The 6,670-nt window shown below is 38.9% G+C and carries 6 protein-coding genes; 2 read left to right on the top strand and 4 right to left on the bottom strand.

Going from position 1 to position 6,670, the window contains the following annotated elements; genetic code table 11:
- Nucleotides 1–108: 108 nt before the first annotated feature.
- Entirely contained in the window at nucleotides 109–1,485 is a 1,377-nt protein-coding gene (locus tag ACTNES_RS18540; protein WP_441040341.1) for an Ig-like domain-containing protein, read from the bottom strand.
- A 40-nt stretch (nucleotides 1,486–1,525) separates the two neighbouring features.
- A complete protein-coding gene (locus tag ACTNES_RS18535; RefSeq protein ID WP_291816226.1) occupies nucleotides 1,526–1,825 on the bottom strand; it encodes a hypothetical protein in 300 nt (99 codons plus the stop codon).
- A gap of 342 nt (nucleotides 1,826–2,167) precedes the next feature.
- Between ACTNES_RS18535 and ACTNES_RS18530 the strand changes: the two genes are divergently transcribed.
- Entirely contained in the window at nucleotides 2,168–2,995 is an 828-nt protein-coding gene (locus tag ACTNES_RS18530; protein ID WP_291816227.1) for an Rpn family recombination-promoting nuclease/putative transposase, read from the top strand.
- A 93-nt stretch (nucleotides 2,996–3,088) separates the two neighbouring features.
- Here the strand turns inward: ACTNES_RS18530 and ACTNES_RS18525 are convergent, their stop codons facing one another.
- Both ACTNES_RS18525 and citD read right to left on the bottom strand, forming a co-directional pair.
- Complete coding sequence (locus tag ACTNES_RS18525; RefSeq protein ID WP_441040340.1) at nucleotides 3,089–4,942, bottom strand: aldolase/citrate lyase family protein; 1,854 nt, start codon at nucleotides 4,940–4,942, stop codon at nucleotides 3,089–3,091.
- A complete protein-coding gene (gene citD / locus ACTNES_RS18520; protein WP_300335447.1) occupies nucleotides 4,939–5,238 on the bottom strand; it encodes a citrate lyase acyl carrier protein in 300 nt (99 codons plus the stop codon). Before citD ends, ACTNES_RS18525 begins: the two co-directional genes overlap by 4 nt.
- A gap of 273 nt (nucleotides 5,239–5,511) precedes the next feature.
- On the opposite strand from citD, the gene ACTNES_RS18515 reads away from it, so the two are divergent.
- Complete coding sequence (locus ACTNES_RS18515) at nucleotides 5,512–6,396, top strand: AraC family transcriptional regulator (RefSeq protein WP_300336116.1); 885 nt, start codon at nucleotides 5,512–5,514, stop codon at nucleotides 6,394–6,396.
- Nucleotides 6,397–6,670: the final 274 nt, after the last annotated feature.

Below are 6,670 nucleotides of genomic sequence, written 5' to 3'. Positions count from 1 at the left end.
AAAAGATTTGAGATCTGTTAAAACCGTGCACTTTATTATACCATCTTTGAGCAGAAAACACAGTAAAATCAATGGTTTTAAGCTGATTTTTCTTTTAATCAGCAGACACTATTTATAAACTTTTCCATTTCCATTACACTGACTACCATAAACAATATATCCATCTGCGCCGCTGATTCTGCTCCATTCTATCTTTATAGAATCATTAGACTGAGTTACAGAACGTACTTTCAGATTTCCATATCCTGTTGTTGCATTTATAATTGGTTCATCTGGAATCTTCACAGTAATTGTTACTGATTCATTGAGTTTACCATCTTCTGTCGTTGCTGTAATTGTAACTTCGCCATTACCTACAGCTGTCACTTTTCCGTCCGCATCTACAGTAGCAACGTTTTCATCACTGGATTTCCAGATCAGCTTATCGTATGCATTATCCGGTTCTACCTTTGCTGTGATCTGCAACGTGTCACCAATCTTTGTAAGAGTTTTATTTTCTGCTGTAAGTGTCAGCTTCTCAGGTGAAATTTTCACTGTAATGGTTACGGTTGCACTGTGTTTTCCATCTGCTGATGTTGCTGTGATGGTTACTGTTCCGTTGGCAACTGCTGTTACTTTGCCGTCTTTATCTACTGTTGCAACTTTTTCATCACTGGACTTCCATGTAATGGTCTTGTTATCTGCATAAGACGGTTTTACTGTTGCTGTAAGCTGTAAAGTTTCACCCACTTTTGTCAGATCTGCTTTATCGTGTGATAAAGTTACATCTGTTACAGGATAACTCGGTGTACTTGGATAGCTTGGTGAAGATGTGTTGTTTTTCACATCCACGTATGCTACTGCATAAGTAGAAAATTTATTGGTTTTGAAGCTCAGGTTATTACCATTACGTGTTGCATCCAGACGATCAACTTTGCTGTCATGGATACGGATTACATAAAAGTTTCTGGTAAATCCAGAAGGAACATTCCGCGCTTCTTCTGAAAGTTCCAGTTCAATTGTAACTTCTTTATTCATATCCTTAATTTTACTTGATTCAACTTCATTATTTCCAGTTTTGATATTCTTACGCATAGATATATCAAAGTATTCTATTTTTTTCTGCTTCGGACTTACAGCTATATCTTTTATAATATTATCCAGTTCTGTTTCTGCCTTGGAAACTTCTTCTTTAGAAACTGTCTCCGTAATCTCCGTCACTTTTGTAGATATATTAATATCCACCTTTGTATTTGGATCCTCATACTTTTCTATTTCTTTAGGTGACAGGATATCCTTTACATTAATTTTATCCAACCCAGTAACTGTCGCATTAGTCACACCTGATTCAACAATAACTTCTGTAGAAATACGATTTCTTTTTTCATCTTTTTTTAATGTATTTGTTGGGATTATCTTTCTGCTGGTAAATTCTTTACCATTCATTGTTACAGTTGCATCAAAATAGATAACACTTACCTTGCCATCAACACTGTTCACTGACATTGGTATCACATCGCATCTTCTCGCTATTGTATGATATTCATTATGTATAAGTTCCTGATGTACTAATTTCCTGTTCTCCGATTTGAAGCGATGTACTTGCATCACCTGCTGAAAATGTTTCTGCTTCTGTCTCATCTGTAAATAAATCAATATCATTCTCAGAAATTTCTGATTCTGTCTCTTGTAAAGTTTCTGTTGCAGAATCCATTAAATCTCCTGAACTAAATTCCTCCTGACTTGCAGAAATTTCCTCTGCCGCAAATGTCAGACTTCCCTGGCCTGTAATTATAGTTAATGCCAGAACCCAAGCCATAACTGTTGAAATCCTTTTTCTATGCATATACCTTCCTCCTTTTCCCTCTGTTGCAGATAACTCTGGATGTTGTAATACAATCCTCATATTTTCATGCCGCAACCATCCATTTATTTTCTACAATACTTTTTGTTCTCATCACAATATAGTAACATATATTTAAATCACATTTTTAACATTTACATAAATAGCCATAGTTGCATACATATTTGGTTTTTCTGTCATTTATTTTCTCAAGGTTCATGCTGCTAACTATCACTGTTAAAATAAACAAAAAATTTGTCGAAACATTTTTATTGCAATGCTTTTCCATATACATTATAATTAGTCCAAAGAGTTCTTCTGTTTTAGAAAGGTCAGAAGAACAAAATGAAAAAATTTAAAGACCTAACAATACGGGACGCATTTATGTTTGCCGCGGTTATGTCCGACCCGGAAATCTGCCGGAGAGTATTGGAACTTGCTATAGGGATTTCCATTGCTGAAGTTCATGTCCAGACTGAGAAAACTATGGTATATCATTCTGAATATCATGGAGTTCGTCTGGATGTATATGCTGCTGATGAAGCCAGAACACGTTTTAACGTAGAAATGCAGGTTTCTCTGCAAAAATATCTTCCCAAAAGAGGCAGATACTACCATGCACAGTTAGATATGGATGCTCTGCGTACCGGTGAATCTTATGAGGCTTTACCAAATACCTATGTTATTTTTATATGTGATTTTGATCCCTTTACTGATGGCTTATACAGATATTCTACCGGAACACTTTGCAGAGAAACTGGAAAAATGGTCAATGATGGAGTAGAAACCATATATCTTAATTCATATGGACAAAATCAGGACGAAGTACCAGCCGAACTGGTGCAGTTTCTGAATTATGTAAAAGATATTGGAAGAATTGACACATCATCCAATACAGATCCTTTTGTCAGAAATATTGAAAAGAAAATTGATGATATTAAGCAAAACCACTCTATGGAGGATCGTTATATGTTGTTGGAAGAAATGCTAAGAGATAATACAATTGAAGTTTATGTTAAGAATATCATTATGTCCTTAGAACATAAATTTCCAGTTTCTGACGAATTGAAAAATACCATATCTTCCGAGAAAAACGTTACTAAATTAGAAAAATGGTTTGCACTTTCATTAAATGCCAAATCTCTTGAAGAATTTGAGCAGAAAATGAATTAATGTGTAATATCATCTCTATATGTATATAAGACTTTAGATATATTTTCTTAAACTTCTATGCCCAAATCCGGGCAATATTCCATGTTAACAGCATTATTTAAGAAACAGTTGAACTCTTTTACCTTTTTCAACCTTCTGCGGTTCTCCTGCGATCTCGTATGCGATATCACGGAGATGTTCAATGGTTGTGAATGGAAGATCAACACACTCCATTGCCTCGATCAGGTCTTTTCTTCTCGGGTTGATAGCGATGCCGTAATCTGTGATAACTACATCTACGCTCTCGCCCGGTGTGGTTACTGTAGTTACATCTGTGCAGATCGCCGGTGTTCTTCCCTGAAGAAGTGGCGCGATAACGATTGCACATTTGGCACCTGCCGCTGTATCCGGATGACCACCCTGGGCACCGATGATCATTCCGTTGGAGTCTACAACGACGTTGCAGTTAAAGTTTACGTCTACCTCAAGGGCTGCAAGAATTACGAAATCCAGCTTGTTGACAACAGCACCTTTGTTAAATGGGTTCGCATACTCTCCTGCACTGATGCGGAAGTGATGGAGATCTTTTACAGACTCTACGGCTGCAAGGTCGAAGTCCTGGGTGTCAAGAAGTGCATCTACCTGGCCGTCGATCAATAACTGACACATCGGTTTGGTAAGACCGCCCACACCAAATCTCATGCGCACGCCACGTTCTTTCATGACTTTTGCAAGAGAGATGGTGGATGCGATAGATGCACCGCCTACACCAGTCTGATAAGAAAAACCATCTTTGAAATAAGGAGTATTTATTACAAACTGAGTACAGTAATCTGCCATCATAAGCTTACGCATATCTGTGGTAGGTTTGGCTGCACCAGTTGCAATCTTGTTTGGATCACCGATCTCATCTACTGCGACTACATAGTCCACATTTGTCATGGAAATATGTGCCGGGAAGTTCGGGAATGGAACCATACAGTCTGTAATGGCAACTACGTGATCTGCATACTGAGCATCTGCCATCGCATAGGAAAGCACACCACAGTCGGATTTTCCACCGATACCACGGCAGTTTCCGTATTCATCGCAGGTAGGAGTTCCGATGAAAGCAATATCAATCATTTTTCCATCTACTGTAAATACGCCGATACCCTGAGCCTTTTTCTCATCGATCTCGCGCACAACTTTTTCTGCGAAAATAATGTCTTTCTGTTTTGGTGTGTAAATGTCATGTACGATATTGATCTGACGCGGGTTGATAATGGATTTTCCGTCAAATCCCATCAGGTGGATCGTCTCAACATCCTGACGGAAACCTTCCATGTTGTCAAGATCTGTATAAACAGTATCGAAACACTGAACGCCTGCTGCTCTTGCAGCGATAACGAGGTTCTGTCTTGCACCCATCAGCTCAAGTCCTGTACCTGTGATATGTGTCTGGAGGTCTTTTGTATAATCACCGCCTGAAAGAGCGATACCGAAAAGTCTCTCAGATGCTTCGCAGATATCCAGAGCTCTCATAACACCTCTTGCGGATTCGATAGCTGCCATGATCAGGACACTTCCTTCCGGACGTCCAAAATCTTTCTCTGCCTGAGCTACTTCTTTTTCTACGATGTAAACGTCTTTGGCGCTCTCTGTTTTCGGGATACGGATGGAATCACAGCCGCCTGCTACTGCGCAGCGGATATCTTCTTTCCAGTAAGGGAAGTCCAGACCATTGATTCTGACTACTCGTTCGCATCCTCTGTAGTTAATGGTTCTTAATGCATGAAACAGGGAAAATCTTGCAGCATCTTTCTGGTTCTCAGCAACTGCATCTTTCTGGTTCTCAGCAACTGCATCTTCCAGGTCCAGCATAATAGAATCTGGTTTGTAAATATAAGGATCTTTGATCAGGCCCGGTTTCTGTGCGTTCAGGAACATCATGGTTCTTCTTAATCTTTTTTTATTTAGATTGATCATCGGATAGCACCTCCCCATGGTAAATCTTCTGTCTGTAAGACAGAACGGTAAACAGCTGCTTCAATTCTTGCTTTGATGGTGCAGTCCAGTGCACCTTTGTCAACCATTGTTACTTTCGCATTGTCTACACCAAGGTTTTTCAGTGTTTCCAGTGCTACCTTTCTGATCTGATTTCCGTACTGGTTAATAACAGAACTCTCCAGTGAAAATTCAACTTTGCCGTCTCCTTCTTCGATCATTACCTGACAGTCACTGGATTCCAGAGTTCCTGCTACAGCAGGTCTTGTGATTTCCATTTGCTTGTCCTCCTTATTTCTTTTGTGCTTTTTTAGGTTTTGGGTTGGCTTTATTTTTGACTTAACTTTTTCATCTGAGGCTATCATAAGATTGTAACCTTACAGGATGAACAGGGTTTATCTTAATATTTATTAAGGTAAATAAATTTCGCAATGGAAACAGGAGACTTACCTGATTCGGTTAAAAAGGCAATTACACTGATTGACAGACTGTGTTCTGTCTTTCATAATATTCTTTATAATCCAGATATTTTATAAAAGGAGGCACTTCTCATGCCAACTCCCCCCATTGAAGTCGATGACACCCTGAAAGAACGAAGCTCTCACGGTTCATTTGAACTTCCTGTAGAAACATACACTGACAACTGCGAAATCTTCCATTCTCTCTATAACCACTGGCATGATGAGATGGAACTGATCTATATTGAATCCGGCAGTGGTCTGGTACGTCTGAATAAAGAAATCATCCGTGTCAAGGCCGGTGACCTGATCATTGTGAACCGTGGCGTTCTCCATGGCATAAAAACAGATCTGAAGAATATCCTTTATTTCAGGAGCATTGTCTTTGACCTGAATTTCCTGTCCGGACCGGTGGGAGATTTATGTCAGGAACGTGTCATTTCCCTTCTGATGGAAAATCAGGCGGAATTTACCCATATTATTTCCAGATCTGATGAGAATTACGGAAATATCTGCCAGCTTTTTGACCGGATCCATGCCTGCCATAAAGAAAAAAAGCCATATTATTTCGTAAAATTAAAGGCTCTGTTCTTCAGCTTTTTCTACGAAATGCTCATGGGAAATTACATCACCCCCGCAGATAAGGAAGAGAACAAAAGTCTTGCTTCTATTAAAAAGATCCTGGACTACATCAACCTTAATTATTCACAGTCGCTGACTGCAGCAGAGCTTACTGCTCTCTCTAATTACAGCGAATACTACTTTATGAAACTGTTCAAGCAATATACAGGCAAGACCCTGATTGCCTACATCAATGACCTGCGCATTGAGAAAGCCAAGCCTCTGCTTCTGCACTCTGACTCCTCCGTCACAGAGATCGCACTGGAAGTAGGCTTTAACAACACCAGCTACTTCATTAAGAAATTCCAGCAGGTAACCGGAATGTCTCCTCACAAGTTTCGCAGAAACCTGTCATAAAATCGCAATTTTGTTGTATTTTTTTGAATAGACTGCTGATATAGTTATAGATGTCAGCAAGAGAACTTCTCTTACTGATATAACCAAAAAACAATATACTATTCAAAACTAAAAAAATAAGCAATCTAACTCATAAAAAACACATATTCATTTCAGAAAGGGAGATTACGATGGAAAATTTAGAAAAACTCATCTACGACCTGTATAAGAAAAATGTACGTCAGTGCACAAACGAAGAAATTTACAATGCATTATTGATTTATACCTGTCTCTT

This window comes from Blautia sp. HCP3S3_D9, assembly GCF_052063845.1.
GTDB lineage: Bacteria > Bacillota > Clostridia > Lachnospirales > Lachnospiraceae > Blautia_A.
The sequence above is the reverse complement of the archived record's forward strand: the minus strand, read 5'-3'. Positions and strand labels throughout refer to the sequence as shown.

Coding starts and splice junctions, on each gene's coding strand:
- ACTNES_RS18540 (WP_441040341.1), bottom strand. CDS start 1,485: ATGTCAGTGAACAGTGTTGATGGCAAGGTAAGTGTTATCTATTTTGAT.
- ACTNES_RS18535 (WP_291816226.1), bottom strand. CDS start 1,825: ATGCATAGAAAAAGGATTTCAACAGTTATGGCTTGGGTTCTGGCATTA.
- ACTNES_RS18530 (WP_291816227.1), top strand. CDS start 2,168: ATGAAAAAATTTAAAGACCTAACAATACGGGACGCATTTATGTTTGCC.
- ACTNES_RS18525 (WP_441040340.1), bottom strand. CDS start 4,942: ATGATCAATCTAAATAAAAAAAGATTAAGAAGAACCATGATGTTCCTG.
- citD (WP_300335447.1), bottom strand. CDS start 5,238: ATGGAAATCACAAGACCTGCTGTAGCAGGAACTCTGGAATCCAGTGAC.
- ACTNES_RS18515 (WP_300336116.1), top strand. CDS start 5,512: ATGCCAACTCCCCCCATTGAAGTCGATGACACCCTGAAAGAACGAAGC.